The organism is Vibrio coralliilyticus (assembly GCF_024449095.1).
In the GTDB taxonomy this organism is placed as follows: domain Bacteria; phylum Pseudomonadota; class Gammaproteobacteria; order Enterobacterales; family Vibrionaceae; genus Vibrio; species Vibrio coralliilyticus_A.
In genome coordinates this window covers 380,739-406,489 of sequence record NZ_CP024627.1, presented here as the reverse complement: position 1 = coordinate 406,489, position 25,751 = coordinate 380,739, and the positions used below count along the sequence as shown (strand labels likewise).

At 45.8% G+C, this 25,751-nt stretch carries 20 protein-coding genes and 9 tRNA genes; 9 read left to right on the top strand and 20 right to left on the bottom strand.

The genetic code is table 11. The features are described from left to right. The first annotated feature begins 32 nt into the window (after positions 1-32). From CTT30_RS01900 to CTT30_RS01860, 9 genes are all read left to right on the top strand, one after another. Positions 33-108 (top strand) — tRNA-Phe (locus CTT30_RS01900). A 54-nt stretch (positions 109-162) separates the two neighbouring features. Then, positions 163-238 (top strand) — tRNA-Thr (locus CTT30_RS01895). 7 nt (positions 239-245) lie between these two features. Then, positions 246-321, top strand: a tRNA-Phe gene (locus tag CTT30_RS01890). Positions 322-358: 37 nt separating this feature from the next. Further along, a tRNA-Asn gene (locus CTT30_RS01885) sits at positions 359-434 on the top strand. 375 nt (positions 435-809) lie between these two features. Further along, positions 810-885, top strand: a tRNA-Phe gene (locus CTT30_RS01880). Between the two features lie 53 nt (positions 886-938). Continuing rightward, positions 939-1,014: transfer RNA gene (locus CTT30_RS01875), tRNA-Thr, on the top strand. An 18-nt stretch (positions 1,015-1,032) separates the two neighbouring features. Next, a tRNA-Asn gene (locus tag CTT30_RS01870) sits at positions 1,033-1,108 on the top strand. Positions 1,109-1,148: 40 nt separating this feature from the next. Further along, a tRNA-Thr gene (locus CTT30_RS01865) sits at positions 1,149-1,224 on the top strand. A gap of 18 nt (positions 1,225-1,242) precedes the next feature. Further along, a tRNA-Asn gene (locus CTT30_RS01860) sits at positions 1,243-1,318 on the top strand. 313 nt (positions 1,319-1,631) lie between these two features. On the opposite strand, the gene tldD is transcribed toward CTT30_RS01860, so the two are convergent. From tldD to CTT30_RS01760, 20 genes are all read right to left on the bottom strand, one after another. Next, on the bottom strand, positions 1,632-3,077 hold the full coding sequence (gene tldD / locus CTT30_RS01855; RefSeq protein ID WP_252035893.1) for a metalloprotease TldD: 1,446 nt from the start codon (positions 3,075-3,077) through the stop codon (positions 1,632-1,634). A gap of 9 nt (positions 3,078-3,086) precedes the next feature. Next, positions 3,087-3,905, bottom strand: a complete 819-nt coding sequence (locus tag CTT30_RS01850; RefSeq protein WP_252035892.1) for a carbon-nitrogen hydrolase family protein — start codon at positions 3,903-3,905, stop codon at positions 3,087-3,089. Positions 3,906-3,914: 9 nt separating this feature from the next. Continuing rightward, positions 3,915-7,757, bottom strand: a complete 3,843-nt coding sequence (locus CTT30_RS01845; RefSeq protein WP_252036590.1) for a YhdP family protein — start codon at positions 7,755-7,757, stop codon at positions 3,915-3,917. 43 nt (positions 7,758-7,800) lie between these two features. Continuing rightward, a complete protein-coding gene (gene rng / locus CTT30_RS01840) occupies positions 7,801-9,270 on the bottom strand; it encodes a ribonuclease G (protein WP_239835124.1) in 1,470 nt (489 codons plus the stop codon). A 22-nt stretch (positions 9,271-9,292) separates the two neighbouring features. Then, on the bottom strand, positions 9,293-9,853 hold the full coding sequence (locus CTT30_RS01835; RefSeq protein WP_275667395.1) for a Maf family protein: 561 nt from the start codon (positions 9,851-9,853) through the stop codon (positions 9,293-9,295). Positions 9,854-9,856: 3 nt separating this feature from the next. Continuing rightward, on the bottom strand, positions 9,857-10,345 hold the full coding sequence (gene mreD / locus CTT30_RS01830; protein ID WP_239871306.1) for a rod shape-determining protein MreD: 489 nt from the start codon (positions 10,343-10,345) through the stop codon (positions 9,857-9,859). Next, positions 10,335-11,222 (bottom strand): rod shape-determining protein MreC, encoded by an 888-nt coding sequence (gene mreC, locus CTT30_RS01825; protein ID WP_239835122.1) that lies wholly within the window; start codon positions 11,220-11,222, stop codon positions 10,335-10,337. The genes mreD and mreC overlap by 11 nt, the downstream gene beginning before the upstream one ends. A gap of 57 nt (positions 11,223-11,279) precedes the next feature. Further along, positions 11,280-12,323: a rod shape-determining protein gene (locus CTT30_RS01820; RefSeq protein ID WP_004747218.1), complete on the bottom strand. Its 1,044-nt coding sequence runs from the start codon at positions 12,321-12,323 to the stop codon at positions 11,280-11,282. 154 nt (positions 12,324-12,477) lie between these two features. Then, positions 12,478-16,983 (bottom strand): DUF6701 domain-containing protein, encoded by a 4,506-nt coding sequence (locus CTT30_RS01815; protein ID WP_252035891.1) that lies wholly within the window; start codon positions 16,981-16,983, stop codon positions 12,478-12,480. After that, positions 16,973-17,401 (bottom strand): MSHA biogenesis protein MshP, encoded by a 429-nt coding sequence (locus CTT30_RS01810; protein WP_252035890.1) that lies wholly within the window; start codon positions 17,399-17,401, stop codon positions 16,973-16,975. The genes CTT30_RS01815 and CTT30_RS01810 overlap by 11 nt, the downstream gene beginning before the upstream one ends. Then, complete coding sequence (locus CTT30_RS01805) at positions 17,373-18,146, bottom strand: PilW family protein (protein ID WP_239876684.1); 774 nt, start codon at positions 18,144-18,146, stop codon at positions 17,373-17,375. The genes CTT30_RS01810 and CTT30_RS01805 overlap by 29 nt, the downstream gene beginning before the upstream one ends. After that, positions 18,146-18,712, bottom strand: a complete 567-nt coding sequence (locus CTT30_RS01800; RefSeq protein ID WP_252035889.1) for a prepilin-type N-terminal cleavage/methylation domain-containing protein — start codon at positions 18,710-18,712, stop codon at positions 18,146-18,148. Before CTT30_RS01800 ends, CTT30_RS01805 begins: the two co-directional genes overlap by 1 nt. Further along, a complete protein-coding gene (locus CTT30_RS01795; protein ID WP_239871321.1) occupies positions 18,690-19,187 on the bottom strand; it encodes a prepilin-type N-terminal cleavage/methylation domain-containing protein in 498 nt (165 codons plus the stop codon). The genes CTT30_RS01800 and CTT30_RS01795 overlap by 23 nt, the downstream gene beginning before the upstream one ends. Positions 19,188-19,337: 150 nt before the next feature. Continuing rightward, positions 19,338-19,775 (bottom strand): prepilin-type N-terminal cleavage/methylation domain-containing protein, encoded by a 438-nt coding sequence (locus CTT30_RS01790; protein WP_252035888.1) that lies wholly within the window; start codon positions 19,773-19,775, stop codon positions 19,338-19,340. Positions 19,776-19,809: 34 nt separating this feature from the next. Continuing rightward, the gene (locus CTT30_RS01785; protein WP_239871326.1) at positions 19,810-20,385 is read right to left on the bottom strand and encodes a prepilin-type N-terminal cleavage/methylation domain-containing protein; all 576 of its coding nucleotides are present in this window, start codon (positions 20,383-20,385) and stop codon (positions 19,810-19,812) included. Between the two features lie 77 nt (positions 20,386-20,462). Further along, positions 20,463-20,924, bottom strand: a complete 462-nt coding sequence (locus CTT30_RS01780) for an MSHA biogenesis protein MshF (protein ID WP_239835114.1) — start codon at positions 20,922-20,924, stop codon at positions 20,463-20,465. A 1-nt stretch (position 20,925) separates the two neighbouring features. Beyond that, positions 20,926-22,146, bottom strand: a complete 1,221-nt coding sequence (locus CTT30_RS01775) for a type II secretion system F family protein (protein ID WP_252036589.1) — start codon at positions 22,144-22,146, stop codon at positions 20,926-20,928. A gap of 8 nt (positions 22,147-22,154) precedes the next feature. After that, positions 22,155-23,879 carry an MSHA fimbrial ATPase MshE gene (gene mshE / locus CTT30_RS01770; protein WP_252035887.1) on the bottom strand — a complete coding sequence of 575 codons (1,725 nt, stop codon included), beginning with the start codon at positions 23,877-23,879 and terminating at the stop codon, positions 22,155-22,157. Further along, on the bottom strand, positions 23,869-24,906 hold the full coding sequence (locus tag CTT30_RS01765) for a tetratricopeptide repeat protein (RefSeq protein ID WP_252035886.1): 1,038 nt from the start codon (positions 24,904-24,906) through the stop codon (positions 23,869-23,871). Before CTT30_RS01765 ends, mshE begins: the two co-directional genes overlap by 11 nt. Next, positions 24,903-25,748: an ExeA family protein gene (locus tag CTT30_RS01760; RefSeq protein ID WP_239876689.1), complete on the bottom strand. Its 846-nt coding sequence runs from the start codon at positions 25,746-25,748 to the stop codon at positions 24,903-24,905. The genes CTT30_RS01765 and CTT30_RS01760 overlap by 4 nt, the downstream gene beginning before the upstream one ends. Positions 25,749-25,751 lie beyond the last annotated feature (3 nt).

The window sequence follows — 25,751 nt, the reverse complement described above, 5'->3', positions numbered from 1 at the left end:
AAGACGGAAAATCCGTTTAATAGCGCTCCGTTGCCCGGATAGCTCAGTCGGTAGAGCAGAGGATTGAAAATCCTCGTGTCGGTGGTTCGATTCCGCCTCCGGGCACCACAATTTTGTTATTGTTGGTGCTTAGCACGAACAGTTAGTAAAAGAATACAGTGTGCCGACTTAGCTCAGTAGGTAGAGCAACTGACTTGTAATCAGTAGGTCACCAGTTCGATTCCGGTAGTCGGCACCATTCTTTTGCCTCGATAGCTCAGTCGGTAGAGCAGAGGATTGAAAATCCTCGTGTCGGTGGTTCGATTCCGCCTCGAGGCACCATTATTTGGTGTTTATCTGAAGAGATGACACAAATAATTCCCCCTTAGTTCAGTTGGTAGAACGGCGGACTGTTAATCCGTATGTCGCAGGTTCGAGTCCCGCAGGGGGAGCCATATTAGAAAAGCCTCATCACATGATGGGGCTTTTTCATATCTAATGCTCCTGCTTTGTTCCAAAGCAATACCTCAGACCTAGCCGCCCGCGTTGAGTCCCAACATAGGGCCATATTAGAAATAGCTCAGGTCACTTTTCCTTTAGGCGCAGATTCTGGAGTCAAACAAGTGAAAAGCACGCTTTAGAGCATACTTTTTTGTCTCTTTAAAACCACTATTCCCTACTCTCTCAAGTATAACTTCTGTTGCCAGCTATACACTTCTTATTCGAAATGAGCAAAAACAGCCCATTAAGTATAGAAAAACAACAAACGATATTTTTTTTGCAATTTAATGTTGACCTCTAAGACGAAAAGCCTTTTAATACACCTCGTCGCCCGGATAGCTCAGTCGGTAGAGCAGAGGATTGAAAATCCTCGTGTCGGTGGTTCGATTCCGCCTCCGGGCACCACAATTTATTAATTGTTGGTGCTCTGCACGAACAATAGTTAAAGAATACAGTGTGCCGACTTAGCTCAGTAGGTAGAGCAACTGACTTGTAATCAGTAGGTCACCAGTTCGATTCCGGTAGTCGGCACCATTTCTTTAAACGAATAATTCCCCCTTAGTTCAGTTGGTAGAACGGCGGACTGTTAATCCGTATGTCGCAGGTTCGAGTCCCGCAGGGGGAGCCATATTCAATCGATAAGTGAAAACTTGTTGATTAAAAAAGGCGCCGACTTAGCTCAGTAGGTAGAGCAACTGACTTGTAATCAGTAGGTCACCAGTTCGATTCCGGTAGTCGGCACCATTTCTTTAAACGAATAATTCCCCCTTAGTTCAGTTGGTAGAACGGCGGACTGTTAATCCGTATGTCGCAGGTTCGAGTCCCGCAGGGGGAGCCATATTAGAAAAGCCTCATCACACGATGAGGCTTTTTCGTATCTAACGCTCCTGCTTTGTTCCAAAGCAATGTCTCAGACCTAGCCGGCCGCGTTGAGTCCCGCAGGGGGAGCCATATTCAAGAAGCCAAGTCGAAAGACTTGGCTTTTTTCGTTTTTAACTACGACTTACTTGTTTCAAGTAAATGTCTCCATTCTGCACGTCACCTCTCTTCACACATTGAAAATAGCAAACCGAAAATAAGAACTACGAAACTAAAAAAGGGCTGGCACGTTGGCGCCAACCCTTTATAAATAGCTATATTTCTTGAGGCTATTACTCAGTGCCGCCCACCGTCAAAGAATCTAGCTTCAATGTCGGTTGTCCTACTCCCACAGGCACGCTCTGACCCGCTTTACCGCAAACACCCACACCTCGATCAATACTAAGGTCATTACCGACCATAGAGACTTGCTGCATCGCTTCAATACCTGAACCGATCAGTGTCGCACCTTTTACAGGGCGAGTAATCTTACCGTCTTCAATCAAGTAGGCTTCTGAAGCAGAGAAGACGAATTTACCGGAAGTAATATCCACCTGACCACCACCAAAGTTTGGTGCGTACAGTCCCTTCTTCACTGTTGAAATAATCTCTTCTGGCGTGTGCTGCCCCGGAAGCATGTAGGTGTTGGTCATACGTGGCATTGGAAGGTGCGCATAAGACTCACGTCGGCCATTACCCGTCGGCGCAACGCCCATTAAACGTGCGTTGTGCTTATCCTGCATGTAACCTTTAAGTACACCATTTTCAATCAAGGTGTTGTATTGTCCCGCAACGCCTTCATCATCAATATTGAGAGAACCACGTAGATCTTTTAGAGTGCCATCATCAACAATGGTACAAAGGTCAGACGTCACTTTTTCTCCGACCTTTCCACTAAACACAGAAGATTCTTTACGATTAAAATCGCCTTCCAACCCATGGCCTACGGCTTCATGAAGCAGGACACCAGGCCAACCTGAGCCTAATACAACTGGCATTGCCCCTGCAGGTGCAGCTTCCGCTTCAAGGTTAATTAGCGCCATACGAATCGCTTCATCTGCATATTGGTAGGCAACTTTAATACCTTGCTGTTCCGTGAGGAAAAAGTCATACCCGAATCGACCGCCTCCGCCAGCGCTGCCTCGCTCACGACGTTCGCCTCGCTGAGCCAATACACTAATAGACAAACGCACCAGTGGGCGAATATCTCCGGCATAAGTGCCGTCTGTTGCGGCGACAAGCATTTGATCATGCACACCGCTTAAGCTTACCGACACTTCTTTAATCAAAGGCTCTTTGGTACGGATATACGCATCCAGTTCTTTCAGCAGCTGTGTTTTTTGTTCTTTCTCCCAGCTCTCAAGTGGGTTTACTGCAGCGTAAACCTGCTGATTGTCACTGCGCTTAAATGCCTGAACCTGAGCATTCTGCCCCTGCTGAGCAATGCCACGAGCCGCAATCGCACTTTGCTTTAAACCTTCAAGCTGAATTTGGTCTGAGTAGGCGAAACCTGTTTTCTCACCAGCAACCGCTCGCACACCGAGACCACAGTCGATGTTAAACGAGCCATCCTTGATGATACTGTCTTCCAGAACCAATGATTCATGCCAGCTCGACTGAAAATAGATATCTGCGTAGTCAATCTGACGACTGGCAATGCTCGCTAAGGTCTCTGCAATGTCTTGCTCGGTCAGACCAGCCGAGTTTAGCAATGCATCTTCTACTTGGTTTATTGTCATACTTCGCTCTTAAACATGTAAATGGTTTTGGAACCGGGTGTGGCTGAGAGTCGGCATCGCCTTACGGATGTCATCTACTCTCTCTAAATCAATATCCACTAACAAATTTTGCGGTTGAGTGTCGAGACGAGCAACCACCTCTCCCCAAGGAGAAATAGCCATGGAATGCCCCCAAGTTTCTCGCCCACAAGGATGAACCCCAGTTTGATTGACTGCAATCACCCAACTCTGAGTTTCTATCGCGCGTGCTCTGAGTAAAGGCTCCCAATGCGCTTCACCTGTCACAGCCGTAAATGCAGCAGGCACCAGTAATACATTGGCACCTCGTCGCACCAGCTCATTGTATAGCTGTGGAAAACGAACATCATAGCAGATTGTTAAACCTAAATGAGCGATAGGCGTATCGACCGATACAATTTGTTCTCCCGGCTTAAAGGTTTCGGATTCGCGATAACGCTGATGCGAATCGGCAACATCGACATCAAACATATGCAGCTTATCATAGTGTGCGATGAGCTCACCTTGAGGGCTGAAGACTAACGAAGTCGTAGTCACATCATTACCACACCGAATCGGCATGCTCCCGATGACTAAAAAAACAGAGTGGCGCTTAGCTATCTGCGCTAGCTTTGATTGAATCGCTCCCTGATTCAATGGCTCGGCCATCGTGTGGTAATCCGCTCGATTACCAAACACTAGGCAGTTTTCTGGGGTGACCACCAGCGTTGCTCCCGATTTAGCTAAATCAGCGACTTGCTGTTGGATATAGGCCAGATTTTGTTGAGGATCTGGCCCTGAGGTCATTTGAATTAGTCCCACTCGTTCCATGAGCGCTCCTTACTCTTTCGTTGCTTCGCGTAAATTTTCCGGCAGCTTAAACTCACCTTTGCTTCGCGACAGCTCTTTAACCACTGGCGCATCCAGCGGGCCTTTGACTTCGTAGTTAACCTGAGTAAAGACCTCGACTACAGGTGAAATCACCGTGGTAATAGCCAAAACATACAAAGCGGTTTGCGGTGTGACAGCAAACGCTGTCAGTACAGGGATACCCGATGTAATATCAGGAACAAAGTTTACCTCCGCATCCACAGTACGTGAGTTTAAGTTGGCCAACCCCTTAATGGTCATCTCACCTGCAACAGCATCCATCTTAATATCATTAGTCAGAAAGATACCATTTTTAATCTCACCGCTGCCGGTAATGGAGTTGAACGCCATGCCGTTGTCGAATACATCACTAAAATCGAGCTGCATTTTTCGAATAATGGAATCTAAGCTAAAGAGGCCGAGTAGCCGCGCTGCCCCACTCACATCTGAAATTTGACCTTTACCTAGCTGAGTCGATACATGCCCTTGGAGAGTATCGACCCTCATCGACCATGGAGAACCATCCCACTCAATTTTTGAGTCAATCTCAAACGGCGCTTGCTGAATGCCAGACGTTATGCCGAAGCGCTCCATCACATCGCTGTTGTTTTCACCTGACATCGCGATATTAAAATTGGTGTGACTGGTTTCTTTTGTCAGTCGCCACGAACCATTCATATCCACCTTATTCGCGCCGCTTTGGAAGGAGAGTTTTTTCCACTCAAGGCGGTCTCCTTGACGCTGAAGATCTAAGTGAGTTTTCCCCACTTTATAGCCTTGTAGCCAGAAATCATCGATAGTAAGCGTGATATTGGGTATCTGCTCATGGAAGGTTCGCTCAAAATCACTGATCAACTCTTTCTGATCTTTGCCTGCTTCAAACAACGATGTATCTTTATACTCTGTATCTAACGCTGGGATATAGACATGTAACCTATCGAGCGCGATGGAGAGATCATAAGGTTCAATATAGCTTGCCTCACCTGCGATCTCTTGGCTTTCAAGGCTCATATGCCAACCCAGATTTTTGCGCTTAGCGGTGAAATCAACATCATTCCATTCTATCCCAGCCAAAGTCAGTTCCCCTACATCCAACTCCAATCGATTTGGCATCGGAATTTCGGGCGTATTCATAGTGTTTAGAACCGCTTTATGGGTACCTGATGTAGGGGGGGAAAGACGTTCTGCCCACTGCTCAATATCTAACTTATCCGTGCGGATCTGAACTTGATGACCCGCTACCGGGCTCATTTTAAAACTGCCTTTACCTAAAATCAGGTTTGTTGCTTTTAACACCGGAGTCTCTGGGCGAATGTCAATTTCAGCCTGATACTTCAAATTCGGCAACTGAAGACGAGCCGTAATACTTTCCTGATTCCCCGAGGCCTGCATACTGGCTTCACCAGATTGATGTAATTCTTTATTGAGTGGATAAGGATAGTGACTGCTCACCAGCTTCAGGTCAGCACGAGTATCCAGTTGGTAAGTAAAGCCGACGTCATTAAGCTGAATATCAACTCCCATTCGCCACGGTGCATGGCCATCGAGAGGCTCAGTCCAACGCCCGCCTAGATAAGGTGTCAGAGGTTTCAAATCCCAATCACCAACCGCATCAATATTTACGCTGTAGCCTTGGCCTGCATTTTCACCAGCAAAGTCTATCGCTACAGGTTGTTTCAACAAGTGCGCTGACAAACCTGCCGCACTGACGACGTCATTATCAAATTCGACTCGGCCTGAAACCGTTTCTAGTGCTACTGGAGGCGTCTCAATTGTAACTTGATTTTCATCCAAGTCAGCGAAGCCCCAAGCTCGTACTTCCTCATCAGAGCTAAACGGTATATTGAGCTTAAAGCTGGATGTCACTTTGCCATCCACCTGTACCGCTGTTAAAGCAGCCCCTACAGAATCAACCAATGGCGTCGCCGTCATATAATCTCGAACGGCATTACCTTGTGCGACAGCACTCGCTTCTATTTCGATATGACCACCGGGAGCAAGCTCAGGTATACGGCCAGTAATTCTAGTGGCCTCTACATCCATTAAAGTTGCACTGCGTGAGTCGAGGTACATAGCATCGTTTTGGAAGAGTAGATCTAGTTGTAAATCTGTGATGGTGGGCCAAGCTGTATCAAAGCTGAACTGGGCTTGCTTCAACCCAGCCCAAGCCTGAAAAATGCCATCATTATTGTGGTAGGGAAAGTCCGCTAGCTCACCGTACCAGAGTAACTTGGCCGTATTCACTTTTCCGCCTTGAATCGCCGTCGAAAGGTAATCGGTTAAGTCTCGCCCAAGGGCCAAAGTCGGCAAGTAACGCCAAGTTTCCCCTGCATTATATACATCGGCTTCGGCGTAAAATGACAGAAACGGGTTTTTATCATTGGGAAAATCGAGTCTAAACGCACCGAGCACCTGAAGATCGGGTGTCGCCGCCGTTACCTTATCCGCCCACAAACTCCAGCCATCTTTGTGGTTCTGCCAAACCATATCCACTTGGCCTTGCTTGATGTTCAACGGAGCCTGAAAGACCTCTCCATAAGGCAATACATCATCAATTAATGTCACACTGGCTTGAGCTTGATGAACATCACCTGATATTTTCGCCGCAAGCTGATGAATACCCGGCAGCAACTCCCATTGCTTCATAGAGCCATCAGTAAGCTCTGCTGAGTATTTGAGTGAATCCAAAGCTTCACCGCTCATCGAAACCCGAATATCTTCTACTAAGCCTCCAAGGGCTAAAGTCTCCAAGAGCTGAGTCGTTTTTTTGGATTCTGGCGCCAGTTTAACTAAAGGCAGGATAGCACTAAGATCAAGTTGAGAGATGTTGAGCAACCAGTGTTCTGGCTGCCACTGATAAGCCATATCTAACTCAGGCCATGGTTCACCATCCGTTTGTAACTGAAGTGAGTGAGCGTTAACTTGCCAACCTTCCCCTTTAGGCTCCAGTTGTAAAATGCCCGACTCTATTAACAGCTCGTGTTCTTTTCCTTCTTTCCACGTCAGTTCTGAAGGTTCGAGCGCAACATAGGCATTAGTCGGTTTATTGTTCTGTAACGTAATCCAGCTATTTAAACTAACCTGACCTTTCTCTATCCCTGTTTCAGTCTTGAGGTACTTGGTTAGCCAAGGCGTCACTAAAACATTATCCACGGCCAAGTAGAATTCACCGCTCACTTCCGCTAGTGAACCATGATCGACAAAGTTAGCTTTAACCTGAGCAGAGTTTAGGTTGCTGTGAGCAATGCTAATCTCACCGTCTGCGATGTGGCGTCTGCCTTTGTTTTGCCAGAATAACTTCACTATTTCCAGTTCACGCTTTGAACCATCAATTCCCTGCAGGAATATTTCAGAATCCACCAGAGAGAAGCTATCTAGCTGACGCAGGAGAAGCTGATCTAATTGCTGAACAACACTCTTCTGCTCACCTTGCGGTTGCATGGCCGCCTTCTCACCCGACTTGACCCATTCGATGGAGCTGATATCCAATTTGAGGTTATGGATACTGAGGTCAGCAATCACTGGGCGTCTATCAATGAGAGACTGAATGAGATCAAATTCGACTTCAACCGTTTGTGCCGAAAAGTGAATACCACTACTTTCAGGCGTCTTCGCGCGTACATTTTGTAGAGAGACCGAAGGGTGCGTATTGCGCCAGAATCCACTGATGTTATCAATGTCGAAGTCCAGCTCTGAGCCTTGGTTGACCCAGCCCTGAATCTCACTTTGGAAGTGATTAAGCTGTGGCAAAGTAATGCGCAACGTGGTGATGGCAACAGCCATGGTGACCAATACCGTCACCAAGAGCCACATTAATACCTGAATTAAGCGTCTAGCTATGGTGTTCACAAAAAGCCTACATCATGACAACGTCAAATTGCTCTTGAATATAAAGGGGCTCAGTTTGAACTTTCACCTGCTTGCCAATAAAGACTTCCAGCTCTGCCAGCGCGTGCGATTCATCACCTTGTAGTGCGTCCGCAACGGAAGGAGAAGCGTAAACCACAAACTTGTCTGCATCATATGCCCGATTCACTCGAGTGATTTCACGAAGAATTTCATAACAAACCGTTTCGACCGTTTTCACACTTCCGCGCCCCTCACAAGTTGGACAAGTCGAACAGAGAATATGTTCAATACTTTCGCGTGTGCGCTTGCGTGTCATCTCGACCAAGCCTAATTGCGTAAAGCCATTAATATTGGTTTTGACTCGGTCTTTATCAAGGGCAGCTTCCAGTGAAGTAAGTACACGCTTACGGTGTTCTTCTGACAACATATCTATGAAATCAATGATAATAATACCACCAAGGTTACGTAAGCGAAGTTGGCGGGCAATCGCCTGAGTCGCCTCAACATTGGTATTAAAAATCGTTTCTTCGAGGTTGCGACGGCCAACAAAAGCACCAGTATTAATGTCAACCGTTGTCATCGCCTCTGTCTGATCAATGATAAGATAGCCACCAGATTTGAGTTCCACTTTACGCTCCAGAGAACGCTGAATCTCATTCTCAGTGTCGTACATATCGAAAATGGGCTTATCACCGTCATACAATTCAAGTTTTTCTGTCAACTCAGGCACATACTCAGAGGTAAATTCTTTGAGGTTTTCAAACTCCAAACGGGAATCAACCAATATCTTGGTCAACTCTGTCCCCACAAAATCGCGCAGAATACGTTGGGACAAGCCAAGTTCACCATACAGAGTGGAACGGGTTTTGTACTTCGAACGACGCTCATTCACTTTAGACCAAAGTCGTTTGAGGAATGCCGCGTCCTGAGCAAGCTCAGAATCATGCGCCCCTTCCGCAGCGGTTCGGATAATAAAGCCACCATCTTCATCGCAGTAATGACCGACGACTTTTTTGAGACGGTTACGCTCCTCTTCGCTCTCGATACGCTGTGAAACCCCCACATGACTTGCGCCTGGCATAAATACGAGATAACGGGAAGGTAAAGTAATGTCTGTGGTCAGGCGAGCACCTTTGGTCCCCAGCGGGTCTTTAACGACTTGGACGACAATATCCTGCCCTTGACGAACCAGTTCAGAAATATCCCTCACCTGAAACTGCTGCTTTTCATTCTCAGCCACACATTCAGTATGCGGAACAATGTCAGAGGCATGGAGAAACGCCGCCTTGTCGAGGCCAATATCAACAAAAGCGGCTTGCATGCCCGGTAGGACACGACTCACTTTGCCTTTGTATATATTGCCGACTATTCCACGCTTCGCCTCACGTTCAACATGGATCTCTTGTAGGGTTCCCCCTTCAATCATGGCCACACGAGTTTCACTCGGGGTCACATTGATTAGCAACTCTGCACTCATCGGCGCACCTCAAAATTTTAAATTATAAGAATTTGTGCAAGAGCTGGTCTGTTTCGAATAATGGCAGGCCTACCACAGCGTGATAACTGCCTTCAATACGCGTCACGAAACGTCCTCCAATACCTTGGATTCCGTAACTACCAGCCTTATCGCATGGTTCACCTGTCTGCCAATATTGTTCTATCTCTTTTTCTGACAAAGACTTAAACCAAACGTCTGTAGTGACCACTACAGTTTCTTGATGTTCGTTTGTCGCCACTGTCACCGCAGTCATTACCTGGTGTGCACGCCCCGACAGTAGCATTAGCATCCTTTTAGCATGTTCCAGATCTTCCGGCTTTTCCAGAACCGTACCATCGCAAACAACAATAGTGTCTGAACCCAGTACGACAGCATCGTTATCAATGGCTACGCCAGCCATGGCTTTATCGAAAGAAAGACGAGATACATACTGAAAAGGCGTTTCTTGGACGGCTTGGCTTTCTTCAACATCAGTGCGAATAACGCTAAACGAATACCCGAGTTGTGACAGTAATTCTTTGCGTCTCGGCGAACCTGACGCTAGCACCAGTTTTTTCATCATCAATTATCTTATATGCCAATGGCGTCTGACTCTGCGCATTAATAGGAACAGCCAAGGCCAGAGAATACAGTTTATCAAGCCACTCCATAGTGACAGCAGATTAAATGAAATGTCTTGAATCAGGTACTCGCCCGAGAAGATCAACACATCAAGCAAGACGGAAAGCAAGCCGATCAGCATTGCTTGCTGCCACAACGCCATATTACGTAGTACAAGGAAATTAAGAGCCACGAGATACACCACGATGGACATCATCATGCCGCGGATCCCCAGTGTCGAGCCAAGCAAGAGATCCCAGAGTAGTCCAAGCACTAGCGCAGTACCCACATTGACTCGATGTGGCAATGCAAGAACCCAATAGCAAATCACCAAAAATAACCAAGAAGGTCTCAGCACATCCAATACACCAGGCCAAGGAATCGTCTGCAGTGTTAAAGCAATTAAAAATGAAAAGGCAATGACCATTTTGCCTTTAAATACACTATTCGCCATTACCCACTACCTCTTGACTGTTATCTGGTAAGGCCTGCTGAATTTTATCTTGCCGAGAGTCATTAGGCCAAATCAACAGCAGATAGCGTAGACGTTCAAAGTCCACAACGGGCTCCGCCTCAATAGCCGCAAATTCACGTGCAGTATCACGAAGCACATCCACTACGTGCGCGACAGGGTAGCCTTCGGGGTATACACCTCCCAGCCCAGAAGTCACCAGTAAATCACCTTCCTGGATATCTAAACTGATCGGGATATGGTCTAGGTTAATCCGATCAATTTTACTGTTACCTGATGCAATGACTCGAATATCGTTACGTATTACCTGCACTGGAATCGCGCTCTGGCTGTCGGTAAGCAACAACACGCGGCTATTATGCGCTGACACAAATGTTACCTGACCCACAATCCCTTTTTCATTCGCCACAGGCTGACCAACATACACCCCATCGATCTGGCCTTTGTCGATAACAACCTGCTGTCGATATGGAGATGTGTCTACCGCCATGACTTCTGTAACGACCTTGCGCTCATCACGAACAAAGGAAGAACCTAACAGCTTGCGCAATCGCTGGTTTTCTTCACGATACTGATCCAATAACAGCATATCGTTTTTGAGACGCAGAATTTCACGTTTGAGCTGATAATTGCTCTCCATAAAGTCTTTACGAATATTGAAGCGCTCATAAGCGTCATCGAACATGGTGCGAGGAACGTCTGCGAGATACTGAATCGGCGCGACCATACTGTTAAGTAAATAACGTACTTGGGCAAATGCGCCTAAACGACTATCAGCCAGCATAAGGCTGGCTGATATAATGACTGCAAAAAACAGGCGTAATTGAAGTGAAGGTCCTCGGCCAAAAATAGGCTTCATTGAGTATGAGTTCCTTAATCGATCGAAGCAGCCTAGCGAATCACTAGGCCAACCCAATTATTCTTCACTGAATAGATCGCCACCGTGCATGTCGATCATTTCTAGAGCTTTACCGCCACCACGAGCCACACAAGTTAGTGGATCCTCAGCAATCACCACTGGGATACCCGTTTCTTCAGTCAGAAGGCGATCAAGATCTTTCAGTAGAGCACCACCACCTGTAAGAACCATACCATTTTCTGAAATATCCGATGCCAACTCTGGGGGGCACTGCTCCAGCGCAACCATCACAGCTGAAACGATACCTGTCAGCGGCTCTTGTAGAGCTTCAAGAATTTCATTGGAGTTTAGGCTGAAGCTACGTGGCACACCTTCAGCAAGGTTGCGGCCGCGAACTTCGATTTCTTCTACTTCATCGCCAGGGTAAGCGGAACCGATTTCATGTTTGATCTTTTCAGCCGTTGCTTCACCAATCAAACTACCGTAGTTACGACGGACATAGTTGATGATGGCTTCGTCAAAGCGATCACCACCGATACGAACGGAAGACGAGTAAACCACACCATTTAGGGAGATGACTGCGACTTCTGTTGTACCACCACCGATATCAACAACCATTGAGCCTGTAGGCTCAGAAACACGCAAACCAGCACCAATTGCGGCCGCCATTGGCTCATCAATCAAATACACTTCACGAGCACCGGCACCAAGCGCTGACTCACGAATCGCTCGACGCTCAACTTGCGTAGAACCACAAGGCACACATACAAGAACACGTGGGCTTGGTTTCAGAACACTGTTGTCATGCACTTGTTTAATAAAGTGCTGAAGCATTTTTTCTGTTACGTAGAAATCCGCAATCACGCCGTCTTTCATAGGACGAATTGCCGAAATATTACCTGGAGTACGACCTAACATTTGCTTTGCCGCATGACCGACAGCAGCGACGCTTTTGCCTGCTCTGTTACGGTCCTGACGGATAGCGACTACTGAAGGCTCGTCTAGAACAATACCCTGTCCCTTGACGTAGATAAGAGTGTTGGCAGTACCTAAATCGATTGATAGGTCATTAGAAAATATGCCACGAAGTTTTTTGAACATATTCTTCGCTCGTCCTGAAAGAATTAGAAGATAGAAAATTGCACTAAATGTACCAATGCCTTGCCGTATCAGCAAGGCATTGAACTATAAACATGGGCTGAAACCCGCAATTTCTAACAGATTCCTAACGAAAGTCGAAAAAAACGCCTTGTCTCTAATTCTGTTCATTCCACCAAATGACCCGATCGCTCCCTCGGTAGAGACCAAATTGTGTCAGTCCTGAGGCAGTACTTTCAAAATTGCCATCATCGTCTTCATCATCCCTTAGCCAAGGAAACAACGAATTCACGTTGAGAGAAGTTGTAATCGTTCCATAACTGCCAGAACCCGGTGGGGTGAATTCTATCCAAGACTCACCACCACTAGCTGTCGCAGAAACGAGTGAAGCATTAACCTCCGGTTGAGTAGGGCTACCGCTGTCAACAACCGTGTATTCCCCTGATGTAAATACAAAGTTTCCAATCGCCCCGAAGCTGGTGCATGAGTCATCGGTATTAGTTTCAAAGCGATCATTTTGATAGTGTTGTAATTCCAGTCTCTGCCTCACCGTTGCTATCTCAGAGCCATAGGTGTCGTTGATAAGCAAACGCCCCCAACGAAGCTGCATAGTGTCATCTACATTCTCAAAGGTAATACCTTGGCAAGCTCCTGAGTCGTTGGACTTCAAGCAAACGCCATCGGAATCAGTCACATCACTTGCAGTTAATACTAGTTGGAAGCTAGCAGTAAAAGGATTAATTGGTGTCGTTTCCTTGGTGTAGAAAATCATCTCATTATTTAACACCATGATGTTCTCATCAGAGGGAGTTCTAGTCACACTAGGAGAAGCCGTGGGGTCTAAAGCAATAGTTAAACCATTATCAGCAATATAGTTACGACTTCCCCAGCTATTACTGTAACGCCACCAATTACCGATAACATAATTTTCAATATCCGAACCATCAACGGCTTTAGGATTTAGCGTCAATGCAGGGTTAGTCGAATAACCAAATGATTGGCCAATATAGCTAAACTGCGGGAATTGAGAACAAGCCCCCAGCAGCACTGGCGTATTCAAAATACCAGTAGACGTCGCCGGAAGCTCAAAATATGCCGGAGTAAAGCGCCCGATATTACCTGTAGAGCTTGAGGTGATAGGTTTAGTCGTCTTTCCATAAAATGAGCTTGGTGGATCAACCGTAAAATTAAACACCCCAACCTCAGAGACCGACTGTGTAACACTATTAGTACCATTCAAAATCGGAACGTGGTTGTAAGAAGTGGTGCTGATACTTCCTGTGCTGCCTGTTGAGGGCTCAACCAAACTATGGGTGATGGTAATGCCACTATGTTTATAGTTGGGCGTCACTTCATCATCTTGATTATAAGCAGTGACTTTAAGAGTAAAGTTTTCTCCTGCCTTCGCAAAAACGCTACAACTTGTATCCGCACTACTACAAACACCTGTACCTCCAGAGGTATTCTCTGCGCTGACAGTTAGGTATTTAGGCGCACTAATAAAATTGCCACTCCCTGTTAGCTCTAACCCTTGTTCATCACCAGTACCATTAAATTTAGCATTGAGCTGCATGTGCCCTGCATCATCATAGTTAAGGTTAACCGATGCTTGCCCCGAGCTATTAAAGGATAGGTTGAAGTTGGTGGCATCGGATTCGTTAATACCAATTTCTGTGCTTTCTACCGATACTTTGGGCTGACCTATTAAGTCAGCCCCTTCAACAGGGTCTAAGTACTGGCTCCATAGGTCAACACTCTTAGTGACATTAGCAAAACTAGGTACACACTGAGTCGCACTATCACCTTGCTTAACCGCTTTAATCGTAGCAGTCACAGTCTCTGCACCATACTTATCAGGCACATCGATCACAAAGCCACTATCAGAAAAAACCATGTCACAGTTATTCTCACTCAAGCCACTGCCATCATCACACAGATTGCTAGAGAAAGGCTTAGCTGGTGGCGTAGAACCTGTCACATCCAATGTCAGTGTGCCTGGCTGATTCTTGCGAATATAAAAAGTACCAGAGCCTCCAGAGAAGGTTTTCACATTGCCACCAACCCATCCTCCACCTCCAGGAACGGTTGCAGGAGACAGAGTTGCCGTGACAGTATCTGTGTATTCTTCTGTACAACTTGAGTCTTTACATGCTCGGATGGTAACTTCTGATTCGTTACAAGTTACACCTTGCCCTGTATGCGTTATACGGAAATGGTCAATTTGATCTTCTATTGGGCGGGAATTCAGCGCACAAACTTGGAAGTTGTCGATTTCATGGATATTAGTCACACTACCAGTTGAACCAGTAATGGATAGCAAGAAATCGTCGGGAACTGCAGCTTGGTTGTATTGACTGTCCAACACATTAATGGGACCAACAATTGATTGCCAGCTACCATTACCAATCTTACGTGAGATCTCTACTTGGGATTCATTCGTCACTCTCGAATCAACCACAATCTTATAACGATGTACTGCTCCAGAGTTATTATCATCGACAGTTGGAGATAAGCAATCACCATTCTGGTTGGTTTGACCGTTATTACAAGCCCCCGCTAAATAACGATAACCCGTTTCATCCACGCCAGAACCTCGCAATGCAACCGACTGACGCCGGCGTCCTGGGTCACTGCCCTGCCCACCTTCATTCGAAAAGTTACCATACTCATCAAGACCCACACCAAGCCAACCACCAGCGAACCCCGGTTCATTTGTCTTAAATCCATAACCTAGAGGACCACCAAATGCCCCCGCTCTTGGCGTTACTAATGCATCAGACAGTACAACTGCAATACCATCCGCACCTGACCCATTGTAGGCAAAATGGTCAAATTCAATTTCAACCAAGTTATCCTTAGCTGGGAATAAGCGTTGATAGGTCGATGAAGTGGCCTGATTTTGAACTGCTTGGGTAAAGCGTAATCGGCTACTCACAATACCTGGCTGGAATGAACCACTACTGGTAGAAGTGACCCAAAGGCTAGAGAGTGACCCCGAACTAAAATCATCGCTGAAACACTGCAGTGTAGGGGTGTTGTCACATGTATGACGCTGGCGGTAAAGCTGACGAATCTGCTGCTCGGTGAGTGCCTCATCAAAGATCTGCACTTCATCAATCGCACCGTCGAATGCTCGCCCCGAATAATTCTGATCTTGTCCAATCTGAAAAGGATTACTGTTAGTTTGCAATTGCTTATTTTGGTTTGAACTTCGACTCGCTCTCAGCTCACCATTAATGAACAAACTCGCTTTTGATTTTTTAGAATCATATCGAATGGTTACAAAGGTCCAATCATTAAGGGGAACAGTTGAGCTACTGGTTAAGTTACGGGTAGAGCTATTTTTTTCCTGCCACCACCAATATATCCTTCGATTAGAATCAAGATGAAGTTCAAAGTTCGTATCCTTCGAAAAGATACTAAATAACCCCGAGTTTGGCTTACTAGTCGGATAAATCCACGCAGATACCGTTAAGGTCTTATTAAGATCGAGTAGATTATTGTCCGCCACTTCTACATATTGGTTACTATCATGCTCAAAATAGCCATACCCACACGTTCCCATATTATCAATTGCTGGCAATGCGGGAGTAGAGGTCGCTGTTAAAGCACCATTAATTGCTCGTCCATGTAAGTTATTACCAGACTCATCTTGCACTTCGTTAGCCGTACCATTCCAAGTAGATTCTTCAAGATGATATTTAGCAATTGGATCAGGTAAAGGGGTGACCCCACAAGAGTTTGCTGGAGATTGCTGGTATAAGCATGTCCCATCAACGGTACTGCCATCATTAACATAAACGGTTCCCCAGTTAGGCTGCCCTGCGGTAACATCACCGATAACTTCTGAGCCATCTTCTAGTTTTATATGGTTATTGGTACTGGTGAGGTCTCCAATTACGACTGAACCTTCTATCGTAATTTCTCCATTAGCATTCACCTCACCGTATACATCTGAGTCCTTGACTGTGACTTTATTGTTTGTAGACGTTAAATCACCCGTGATATTAGAATCTTCTATAGTAAGGTCGCCATTGGATTCAATATCACCCACGACTTCAGACTCTTTTACTGTCACTTTGTTATTTGGCGTAGTAACACTGCCCGTCACCTTAGAGGACTCTTCAATAGTGATATCACCATTAGCATAAACACTGCCGGTAACTTCGGTGCCTTTAAGTTCAACTTTGTTATTATCAGACCGTACAGCTCCACCAATATCGCTATCTTCAAGAACGATATCGCCACCAGTGATTATCCCACCGGTCATCTCAACATCTTCGAGCGATACAGTCGTACTATCTGCGTCAAAACGCCCATAAAGCGTATTGCTACTTTCCGACCAATCAAATGAACCATAGTTTGCTTCGAGATCAATGGTATAAGTAGCATTCCCGACAGTATTGCCACCATCGAAGCTAAAACCATCATCTGCACTTAATATTGAATTATCAGTAGCACGGATAGTGTCATTAGAAGAAAGATCCACCTTACCATTTTGACAACGATAGGTATCCGTTCCTGAGTTAAATGATAAAGACCAATTACCCGAGGAACAGGGGGGTAAACTGCGCTGAGCAGGGGTATGCGATAACACATACTCCTGAGCCACAGTAGGAGTAGATAACAAGGCCACCAAGATGAAAATCAGTCTAGGCATCATTACGTACTCCCACTTCTATCACTCTTTGTAACTGCCAAGTCCCAACCTGACACTGCCCGGTAGAAACCAGCTGAAAGACTTCTACATTATTATCCAATCTTCCTAACGACGAGCATGTGACCGTTGCTGAGCACTGAGATAGTCCGCCGCCATTAAAATTAATTGTTTGTTGAACCCCAAGCTGACAACTGCCATCCGTTACGGGTTGGTAAAAGCGACTGATTTCTATCTGAGCGGCTGAGCGTGCCGCCATTTCCGCTCTTGTGCCTATCACTGCGGCAATAAGCTGATCACTGCTACGCTCTTGGTTTCTATTGGCAATAGCGGCCATAAACCCCACCACCACCACAATGATGAAGATAACCAGTAACAATCCACTGCCCTGTTGTCTACGGCGTGTTGTAGATAAGCGCATCATGATCAAACCTTATCTGCTCTCCATTGTCAGAGAATGTTAACTCCATTTTTACCAAGCCATTTCGTTGCAATTGAGGTTCTGAGACCAAAAAATTTACTTGGTTAAGATTTCCAGCAACTCGAACACCACTACCCAACAACGCTGGTGTTAGAGAAGCCCTACCTAGATCATAGCCCGAATAACGCATTAGCTCATTGCCAACCAAGCAAAATGCGACTGGCTCTTGATAGAAATACAGGCGTTCAGCAGGGCTGAAGGTCGTAAAACCTGTGCTTACTGTCAGATCAACATCTACCATAGAAGACGTAGCGCCACTGGCAGTAAAATCAACATCACTTCTCACTTCAGCAATTTGGCCGGTGCCATCAATCGTTTTTCTTAGCTCAGAGGCATCCGTTGGGTAAACGACAACACGCTCACCCGCGGTAATACTTTTGACCACAGGTAATACTCTGATCGACGCAGAGGCGGAGGAAGGGGTAGGAAGATCCATATAAATAGCACTGTTGGTAATCGGCAGAATTTCAATGCAGTTATTTTCAACCACGACACTGTTAGGGATCGCTTCACGAATTTCTCGACGTAATCTTTCCGTGGCAAACCGCCCTTGTTGAATGAGCGCTTCTCTATTTGCAGAGTCGGAATAAAGCACTAATGACTGACGCACCACCTCACCCACAAACAAGCCGACTATACCGAGTAAAGTAATAGACACCACCATCTCAATCAGAGTAAAACCACGCATCAAAAATTCCCTTTTGTCGCCGCGAAGGGGTAGGAATTCCCCTGCCGATCGGTAATAGTGACGTTGATTCTCTTGTAGTTTGTCATTGCGGTCGATTCTACGCCTTGCATTGTTCCGCCGACTTCCTGCTCATAAAAAACCGTAATCGCAATATTATAGCCTTGGTAGCCATCATCGATGCTATTACCCAACACATCTTGAGCCGCTCCATTCAGCCCATCAAAGTCATCGACATCATTGTAGAGCGTTTTATCCGACTCTCCGGAATCCGATCCAAGGTTGGCCGCCGAAGTACATAACACTCGATCAACCTGAGCAACGATGACGCATTCAGGTACTCCTCCATTCGGCCCAGAATTCTGATCAAAATGGCGCCCTAATACTTCGTCCAATACTGCACGCCCAAGCTCAGCAGCTTTGACTGACGCAACTTGGTCGGCACTTTGCTTACCTTTAGGAAAAAGGGCTATCGAGACACCACCGATTGCGATGCCAATAATCACGATCACCACCACCATTTCTAACAGTGAAAAACCCTTTTTTTTAGCAACTTGTCGGATTTGCAAAAATACCACCTTCTGAATTGATACAAATAAATCGGCTGGTTCCCGACTGACCTTGAATTGCTATTGTGCAAGAAGCCGCAGAGCATTGCGAAGGTCGCCCTAAGCTATCAAAGTCAATAAACCCTTGGGAGCTAGAATTGAGTGTTATGGACACATCCTCGACCTCAGCATCGACAAAGCTGCTGTCACTGGTGTCACCTGGGAAAACAGTATTACAGGCTCCAGAAGTTATTGAAGCTGCCATATCAATGGCTTGGTTTCCACTCAGAATCCATCTACCACACAAATTACTACGATTCATTGCTCTTAGCTGAGTTAAACGCAACGAAGATAATACTGCCTCTTCCATTAATTGGGCATCGAAGCTACTTTTGCCGAAATATCGGCTGGCCGCATAAACAGAGACAACCGCCAGCAGAACAATAACCATGATCAGTTCAATGAGTGTAAATCCTCGATCACGCTTAACTTTCATAGCATACCTAAGTAGTTAATTTTTCTTATTTGATTATAAATTAGAAAGGCTATTGATGAGGGAATTTGTGTGAGTTTTGAGAAGGTATTTAGAAATGGAATAGAAGTAGAGTGGCTTAAAGAAAAGGCCAGCATTGCTGGCCTTCAGAGTTTAACAGCCTCCAGAAGACACCGTAGTAGTGGCAGCAGCAGAACTCGTTGCCTGAGTATAGGTTACTGCACAGGTCGCCGAAGTATTCGATTCAAAACCATACGTAATCGAAGAACCAGAGCTAGTCGCAACTGCCCAGTCAGTCGACAAGCCCGTAACAGCAGCACCGATACCTGCCGATGTTGCAGCAGGGTAACCATAAACAACGTTGATACTATCTACAGAACCTGATGCTTGAGCCTCAATGCCATTAATGGCTGCTTTACCATAAACAATACCAGCAGCACCATCAACTGCACCTTTTAGTCCTTGCAGGGAAGCTTCTCGAGCATCCTCTTGCAAGTTAAGAAAACGAGGTGCTGCAGTCACTGCAAGAATACCTAGAATAACAATCACCACGACCAATTCGATTAGGGTGAAACCGCCTTGTTTTTTCATAGTCTCAATCTCTCTGTGTTAAATGTCCGCAGTACTACTGCAAGGTTACGGTCACACGACCTGTTTTAATCTCATAAACAAACTGATGATCCGTACCACCTTCTTGTTGAATATAGGTACAAGTGTCATTTGAGTCATCAGCCTGTGCTGAATATTTTATATTTCCATTCGTGTTTGCATTCGATACTGTATCAACACTTGGTGGGTTTTGTAATAAGTTATTCATCAAGTCAATACACATCTGGTCAGTTAAGCTGGTTGGAAAACTCACATTATCGGTGTTTAAACCATAGGGATATCCGTCTCGAAAGCCAGTATCCGCATTACTGCCGTTTTGGGCGCGAGTCAGCCAAAAATCCACACCGTCATAGTCAACTCGATTATACGTTTCAGTGTTGACTGTCACCGAAGGACGAGCCTCTGCTTCCCATTGCGCACGAGCGGATAACACGCCAGTAGCAAAGCCACCAGCCACACCTTCCACGCTAGCCTTTTTCGCTTCATCAGTAACATCTAAAAAGCGCGGCAAAGCAGCAACCGCTAATAGACCAACCACAACAATGACAACAACAAGCTCAACTAACGAAAAACCGAACTGCTTATTATGCATAATGATAAACTCGCTATTTACTACAACATATTATACGAAATATCCGCAATATAGCTATCGCAAATACGTCAATATAATCACTTGGCCGAGAAGCCGACACTCACGGTAAAATTATTATCCACGAGCTGTATATGAATCGACTTTCCATAATTAAAAATATACTCACATCGATAATTATTTAATTCAGAACGCTCCACAACTTTAGACGGTGCTACCCCTAACACTCTTTGTTCTGGATATAATAACGAAAACCAACTCTCACATGCTGTTCTACTCTGTTCACGGTTTGGGATAACCCAACCATGCTTTGAAAACAAAAGGTTTTCAGTATCTACAACTAAGTGCTCTCGTTGGCCATTCAACATCCATTGCTGCTTATAGAAGCTCGCTCTTTCTATCATTCTTTTACTCGCCAGTAAAAATGCAGCATCATCAACATCTTCTTCTAATTTCTCGATTATCAGAACAAAGCTCAGTATTAGAATAATGATTACCAACAACCAAACAACGAATCTAGAGCGTTCAATATTACTCGACATATTAACCTTGAATTGCGTCTAACATGCCCCACATTGGTAGGAATATACCCAATGCAAGTATTAATACCATGCCCGCAACCACTACTAATAATATAGGCTCAATTCGTGCCGTCAGTGTTTTCAAATCATAATCGACTTCACGATCATAAAAATCAGCGGCTTCAAGCAAAAGCTCGTCAATCCGACCGGTTTCCTCTCCCACCGACAACATCTGCAGAACCAAAGGGGTAAATACCTGACTATTGCTCGCTGTCGATGAGATCGTTCCGCCTGCTTCAATCGAAGATTTCATCTCCAACAGACGATTTTCTAGATATCTATTTTCAAGCGCTTCTGCGGACAGAGCGAGTGACTGGTTAAGTGGAACACCTGCCTTCAACATCAGAGCAAACGTACGGGAAAAGCGCGCCAGTTGGGCACGATTTACCAGATCACCAATGATCGGCATACGCAGGCGAAACTTGTCCCAACGTTCTTGGCCTTTGGCTGTCTTGAGCCAAGCTTTGAATGCAAAGATCAGACTCACGATCCCAGCCAACATAAATGCCCAATAATTCACAAAGAAATCGGATGTCGCAATGATAATTCGAGTAGGTAAGGGTAAATCGACGCCAAAACGAGAAAACATGCTAGCGAACTGTGGGATAACCTTTACATTAAGGATAAACAACGCCACGACAATGAAACTGATCACAAAAGTGGGGTATCGCATTGCCGTTTTAATCCGCTTTCGCGTCTCCACTTCCTGCTCATAGTAGTTAGCCAGTTGCATCAAAGCCTGATCCAATCGACCAGTGTTTTCCCCCACATTGATCATAGAAACAAATAAAGGGCTAAAGACCTTAGAATGCATCTGCATTGATGCCGACAAGCTTCGTCCATTAGTCAGCTCTTGCGTTACTTCTTCTAGTGCCTCTTTTAACTGCTTATTAGCGCTATTTTGCGTCAAGCCCTTCATTGAACGCAGCAAAGGAACACCGGCTTTGGTCAAGCTGTATAACTGACGACAGAAAATCACCAGCACTTCCAAAGGGATCGAAGGTTTAAATATCGACCGGAGATCAATATCAAAAGAGCTGCCGCCTGAACCCTGTGTAATAGCGGTAGGAATGACACCTTTATTGATAAGCGATTCAGCCGCCGCCTCTTCATTGGGCGCTTCAACCTGCCCAGCCGCAGCTGAACCATCTAGATTACGTCCCTGATAGCTAAATACTGGCATCATTCTCCCTATAAGTAGATAGCTTCAACAGAGCCAGAAGCATCGCCTTCTCCAAGATTCATCACTTCGTCTAAGCTAACGATCCCCTGTAAAGCAAGCTCCATAGCAGAGGCAAGCAGAGGTTTATAGCTTGCCGATTGACGAGCAACAATGGAGAAACCCACAGCATCATTAGCTCGTAGCTTATCCATCATCTCCTGTTCAAGTTCAAGCATTTCAAAGACACCGATACGACCCTGATAACCAGTCAGGTTACAGTTTTGGCATCCACGCCCTTTAACAAAAGTCGCTTGCTCTTGGTTTGGGAAACGTTGCGCTAGCCACTGTCTACGTGCGTCTTCCACATCATCATCCGTTTTACAGTCAGGGCAAACCTTACGAACCAGACGCTGGGCAACCACTGCTCGAACGGCACTGGCTACCAAGTAACCCGGTGCTCCCATATCCATCATCCGAAGCGCACTATCCACCGCATCATTAGTATGCAAAGTACTCAATACCAAGTGGCCCGTCAGCGCCGCACGTAAGCCAATTTCAACCGTTTCTTGATCACGCATCTCCCCAACTAGAATGATATCTGGATCCTGACGAAGGAAGGTTCTCAGGATGGTGGAGAAATCGAGGTCAATTTTAGGGTTCACCTGCACTTGGTTAACACGCGGTAAGCGGTATTCTACCGGGTCTTCTGCGGTAATAATTTTCTTACCAGGTTCGTTCAGTTCACTCAAGGCACCATATAACGTGGTGGTTTTACCTGAGCCTGTTGGCCCCGTCACCAATATCATGCCGTGCGGGCGGCGAAGCTGCCGTCTTAGACGAACCAATAAATGGTCCGGAATACCTGACTTTTCAAGCTTTCTCACCCCTGTAGACTGGTTGAGAAGACGCATCACCACTGATTCACCATGCTGGACAGGCATGGTTGACATACGAATATCGACCGACTGACCTTTAGCACGTATATTGAAGCGTCCATCTTGTGGTAAGCGTTTTTCGGAGATGTCCAAGTTAGCCATTAGCTTGAGGCGCAGTACCAAAGCCGGAGCAACATTAACTTCATTCAGTAAGGTCTCGTGTAACACACCATCAATACGCTGACGCAAACGCAGCACATTGGCATCAGGCTCAATATGAATATCTGAAGCTCCAACTTGAATGGCATCTTCAAATAACGAGTTAATCAGTTTTACAACTGTAACTTCGTCACTGTCTTCATCCTCGATACTGAAATCAAACGCTTCATTGACCTGATGCTCAGCCTGAAGTTGCTCAGCAAAAGAAGCAATTTCTTTGGTTCGTCGGTAATAACGGTCAAAGCCATCCACCAGTTGTTTTTCTGGCGCAATAACAAATTCGATACTGTAGTTAGGTAACTGACCCAGTAACGCTTCTTGGGCAAAAAGATCCGCCGGATCACTCATAGCGACTCTTAGCGTATCCCCTTGACGCCCAATAACCAAAGTCCTCAAACGGCGGGCATGTACTTCGGGCAGTAGCTGTACCGCGTCGGCATCAACATTTGCACGGCTCAGGTCAATGAGAGGGACGTCAAGCTGCTGAGAAAGGAAGGTCAGCATTTGATGTTCCGTTAAGAAACCAAGCTCAATCAGAGTTGCTCCCAGTTTTCTGCCTGTGCTTTTCTGTGCCGCTAGCGCCTCTTCGACTTGAGACTCAGTAATAATCCCTTCTTCGACGAGCAAATCACCAAGACGCTTCCTAAGTTTAATTTGCATCTGGCTGCTCCTTTAAACGGCTGATAAGGGATAAACGGTCACGAATAAACTGCTGCGACTGACTGGATAACCCCAGCTTAGTTAAAGCTTGCTGGTAGGCTTCTTCGGCTTTGGCTAAGTTCAAAGCCCGTTCTTGTTGAATACCTAAGCCAAGCCACCATCGCCCACTATCAGGTTCCAGCGTCACTAAACTCTGATAGCTACTGAGTGCAATGTCATCTTGCTTCGATTTCTGAGCTAACGCTGCTCGAAGAGATAAATACTCTACCGGTGCCTTTTGAGGCACATGCACCAAAGCCGTTAAAGCCGCTTCATTTTGCTGCTCTTTGATGAGCAATTTAGCTAACGACATCCGCAGAGCACTCTCTTCTTTATCAATTTGAATGCCTTTACGTAAAATATCGACCGCCTTACGGACCTCTCCTTTACCGTAATAAAGTGCAGATAGCTTTTTACGATATTTAACGTTATCAGGCGCATAACGCAGCGCTTCTTGGTAATGCTTAAGTGCTTCAGTCAGGTTATTGTTATCCAGTGCTTTTTTCGCTCGACTTTGCGCTTTCTTTGCTAACTGAGCAGGAGACAACTCCACTTGTTGAATGACAACTTGCCCCTGAGCCACTTTCACTGAAGGAGCAGCAATGCTAGCCTCTTTTATTGTTGCCGGTTCAGGCTCAACGCTTGCTTTTGCTGCCTCTACTTCATTGGGGAGAGGATTCAATTTACTGACCAGACGAGGCTGTGAAAGATAAATAGTGTCGCTACTTACCGATGATTTCGATGTCGGTGAGGAAATAGGTTCATTCGCTTTCTCAACTCCGACGGTGGGCAAAGGTTGCGGATCAATAACTGGAGTCTGACTTGAAATAGCCCATCCCCCGACCGCTAAACTTAAGCCAAAGCTGCCTACCACCCAAGGCAAAACCTTAAGTTGTTTCACAGGTTTTACGTTCGCTTTAACCACTTGCTCTTGCTTAGTTGACTGATTATCGGCTAGTTCAGAAAGCGCATTGTTAATCGCACTCATGATAAACTCCAGCCCCAAATTAACGGGATTCTAAATTTTGGTTTGCAGCTGTCATACGTATCATGGATAGCATTAAACAACTGTTGGTTGCTGACAGTCAGTTCATCTTGACTACACGCCAGAACCAAACACTTATGGCAGATTTGATTGATCAACCTCGGAATACCTCGGCTCGCTTTCCAAATGGCTTTTTTCTGATTAACCGTGAAGATATCTACTTCCCCACCGGACTTTTCTAATCGGTTGTCGATGTACGCCACCACTTCAGAAACCGTCAGCGTTCTTAGCCGTGCACTAAAAGTAATACGCTGCCTAAGTTGGCGCAGGTGGTGCTGCTCTAATCGCTCATCCAACTCAGGCTGACCCAGCAAGACAATTTGTATCAGCTTATGGTATTCCGTCTCTAAGTTGCCAAATAAACGTAATACTTCCAGCGCTTCATCGCTTAAGGCTTGCGCTTCATCCACAAATACCACCACCTGAGAGCCATTTCGCGCAAACTCTATAAGTTTAGCTTGAATATCCTCGACCAGCGTGGTGTCTGCAGTGATGCTAACTTCGAGTTCAGTCGCAATGGCTCGCCTAAGTTCATCACCGCTCAGAGCAGGGTTAGGTAGATAAACAAGCTGAACGGCCTGACTCAGTTGGTTCACCAAGATCCGGCACACCATGGTTTTTCCAGTTCCGACTTCTCCGGTGATCTTGATCAGACCTTCTCCCATTTCTATCGCGGATTGAACCGTCTGAATCGCCTCATAATGAGGCTCCAACCCTAAGAACAATTCAGTGTTCGGGGTTAAGTGAAATGGAAACTGAGTTAATCCAAAATGCTCCAAATACATAGG

Bases quoted from the DNA above. Each gene is read 5' to 3' on its own strand.
- tldD (WP_252035893.1), bottom strand. From the start codon at position 3,077: ATGACAATAAACCAAGTAGAAGATGCATTGCTAAACTCGGCTGGTCTG.
- CTT30_RS01850 (WP_252035892.1), bottom strand. From the start codon at position 3,905: ATGGAACGAGTGGGACTAATTCAAATGACCTCAGGGCCAGATCCTCAA.
- CTT30_RS01845 (WP_252036590.1), bottom strand. From the start codon at position 7,757: ATGTGGCTCTTGGTGACGGTATTGGTCACCATGGCTGTTGCCATCACC.
- rng (WP_239835124.1), bottom strand. From the start codon at position 9,270: ATGAGTGCAGAGTTGCTAATCAATGTGACCCCGAGTGAAACTCGTGTG.
- CTT30_RS01835 (WP_275667395.1), bottom strand. From the start codon at position 9,853: ATGATGAAAAAACTGGTGCTAGCGTCAGGTTCGCCGAGACGCAAAGAA.
- mreD (WP_239871306.1), bottom strand. From the start codon at position 10,345: ATGGCGAATAGTGTATTTAAAGGCAAAATGGTCATTGCCTTTTCATTT.
- mreC (WP_239835122.1), bottom strand. From the start codon at position 11,222: ATGAAGCCTATTTTTGGCCGAGGACCTTCACTTCAATTACGCCTGTTT.
- CTT30_RS01820 (WP_004747218.1), bottom strand. From the start codon at position 12,323: ATGTTCAAAAAACTTCGTGGCATATTTTCTAATGACCTATCAATCGAT.
- CTT30_RS01815 (WP_252035891.1), bottom strand. From the start codon at position 16,983: ATGATGCCTAGACTGATTTTCATCTTGGTGGCCTTGTTATCTACTCCT.
- CTT30_RS01810 (WP_252035890.1), bottom strand. From the start codon at position 17,401: ATGATGCGCTTATCTACAACACGCCGTAGACAACAGGGCAGTGGATTG.
- CTT30_RS01805 (WP_239876684.1), bottom strand. From the start codon at position 18,146: ATGCGTGGTTTTACTCTGATTGAGATGGTGGTGTCTATTACTTTACTC.
- CTT30_RS01795 (WP_239871321.1), bottom strand. From the start codon at position 19,187: ATGAAAGTTAAGCGTGATCGAGGATTTACACTCATTGAACTGATCATG.
- CTT30_RS01790 (WP_252035888.1), bottom strand. From the start codon at position 19,775: ATGAAAAAACAAGGCGGTTTCACCCTAATCGAATTGGTCGTGGTGATT.
- CTT30_RS01785 (WP_239871326.1), bottom strand. From the start codon at position 20,385: ATGCATAATAAGCAGTTCGGTTTTTCGTTAGTTGAGCTTGTTGTTGTC.
- CTT30_RS01780 (WP_239835114.1), bottom strand. From the start codon at position 20,924: ATGTCGAGTAATATTGAACGCTCTAGATTCGTTGTTTGGTTGTTGGTA.
- CTT30_RS01775 (WP_252036589.1), bottom strand. From the start codon at position 22,146: ATGCCAGTATTTAGCTATCAGGGACGTAATCTAGATGGTTCAGCTGCG.
- mshE (WP_252035887.1), bottom strand. From the start codon at position 23,879: ATGCAAATTAAACTTAGGAAGCGTCTTGGTGATTTGCTCGTCGAAGAA.
- CTT30_RS01765 (WP_252035886.1), bottom strand. From the start codon at position 24,906: ATGAGTGCGATTAACAATGCGCTTTCTGAACTAGCCGATAATCAGTCA.
- CTT30_RS01760 (WP_239876689.1), bottom strand. From the start codon at position 25,748: ATGTATTTGGAGCATTTTGGATTAACTCAGTTTCCATTTCACTTAACC.